The sequence below is a fragment of the candidate division WOR-3 bacterium genome, from assembly GCA_039802005.1.
Taxonomy (GTDB): Bacteria; Hydrothermota; Tepidihabitantia; order SM23-42; family JAOAFX01; genus JAOAFX01.
This window is the reverse complement of the sequence record JBDRVV010000014.1, coordinates 1-1,440: the sequence shown is the minus strand read 5'-3', so window position 1 is coordinate 1,440 and position 1,440 is coordinate 1. Positions and strand designations below refer to the sequence as shown.

1 protein-coding gene is annotated in these 1,440 nt (G+C 42.8%); it reads left to right on the top strand.

Features of this window, described 5'->3' with window-relative positions:
- Positions 1-247 precede the first annotated feature (247 nt).
- Positions 248-1,440, top strand: a 1,193-nt coding sequence (locus ABIL69_05930; protein ID MEO0123529.1) for a S8 family serine peptidase, incomplete at its 3' end; no start/stop codon positions are given.

The following is a 1,440-nucleotide window of genomic DNA, read 5'->3' as shown; positions in this document are numbered from 1 at the left end:
ATGAAAATGAAGCAGAAAAATGCTGTGGTGAAAAGTGATATTTCCGCTTGAAACTATTCTGGTATTCTGGTAATTACCGGAATACCAGAACAGCAATTTGATTGATAAAAAGATTTTCTTATTGACAAAGCAAAAATAATTAATAGAATTTATCATATAAAAGGAGGTGAGAATAAATGAATTAAAATATGGGGATGCTGCAGTACAGGATCAATTCAAATAAAGAGAATTGAAAAAGGAGGTGTGTATGTTTAATTTGTTGCTTGCGTTTCTTTTTGTAGCAAGGCCAGTGATACCGGGTAAGATGACTCCGGAACTGGCGCAGATTCTGCATAATACATCAGATAACGAAAAGATACTCGTTATCGTCCATATGGCTACAGAATATCCTTATGACCAGCTTCGGGGAATGACACCGGTTGAAAAGTGCAAGGTATTTGAGAATATTGCCTTAAACTCACAACGCGAGATTGTTGAATACCTTAAGGCATTACCAAGAGAGATAGCCGAAGTTGGTGGTCAATTCTGGATATTCAATGGATTCCATTTAAAGGCAACAAAGGCATTAATCTATGAACTTGCCAAGCGTGATGATATCTGGTTTATCTGCCACAATGGGATAGTGAAACTTGATGCTGAGGTTCTGCCTGAAGCAGATATCACTGGTCGTGCTCCAGAATGGAACATCAAGAAAATTAAGGCAGATTCTTGCTGGGCAGCGGGTTATTCTGGTTCAGGGATAATTCTTGGTCATATTGATACCGGCGTATTAACTACCCATGAGGCACTTACCGGTAAATGGCTCTCTCCTTACTGGATTGACGGCGTGAGCGGACAATCTACTCCTTATGACGACCATGGTCATGGGACGCATACAATGGGAACTATCTGCGGGGGTGATGGTCCAGGCCCATTTGTGAATGATGTTGGTGTTGCCTATGGTGCCCACTACATTCCAACCAAGGCATTTGATGCGAACGGTTCTGGACAGTACGCCTGGATTGATACCTGTATGCAGTATCTGGCAAGCTTGAAGTCAGGCGGTGTTGATATCCGGGCGATTGGTAATTCCTGGGGCAGTTCGGGTCAGACCGATTTACACTGGTGGGATATAATTCTGAACTGGAAAAACCTGGATGTCTTTCCTGTATTCTCCAATGGTAATAGTGGTCCAAATTCAGGAACAGCAAATGCACCAGGAAATTATCCCACTGCAATAGGCGTTGGTGCAACCGATTCACTCGATGTGATTGCCAGTTTTTCATCGCGTGGACCAGCACCGAATCAGAGTCCCTGGAATGACCCACAATACTGGTATTACCCTACCTGGAATCTTTTAAAACCTGATGTCTCAGCACCTGGTGTTGCGGTTCGTTCTTCATATAATAATGGTGGATATACATCTATGCAGGGAACTTCTATGGCATCACCCCATGTCAC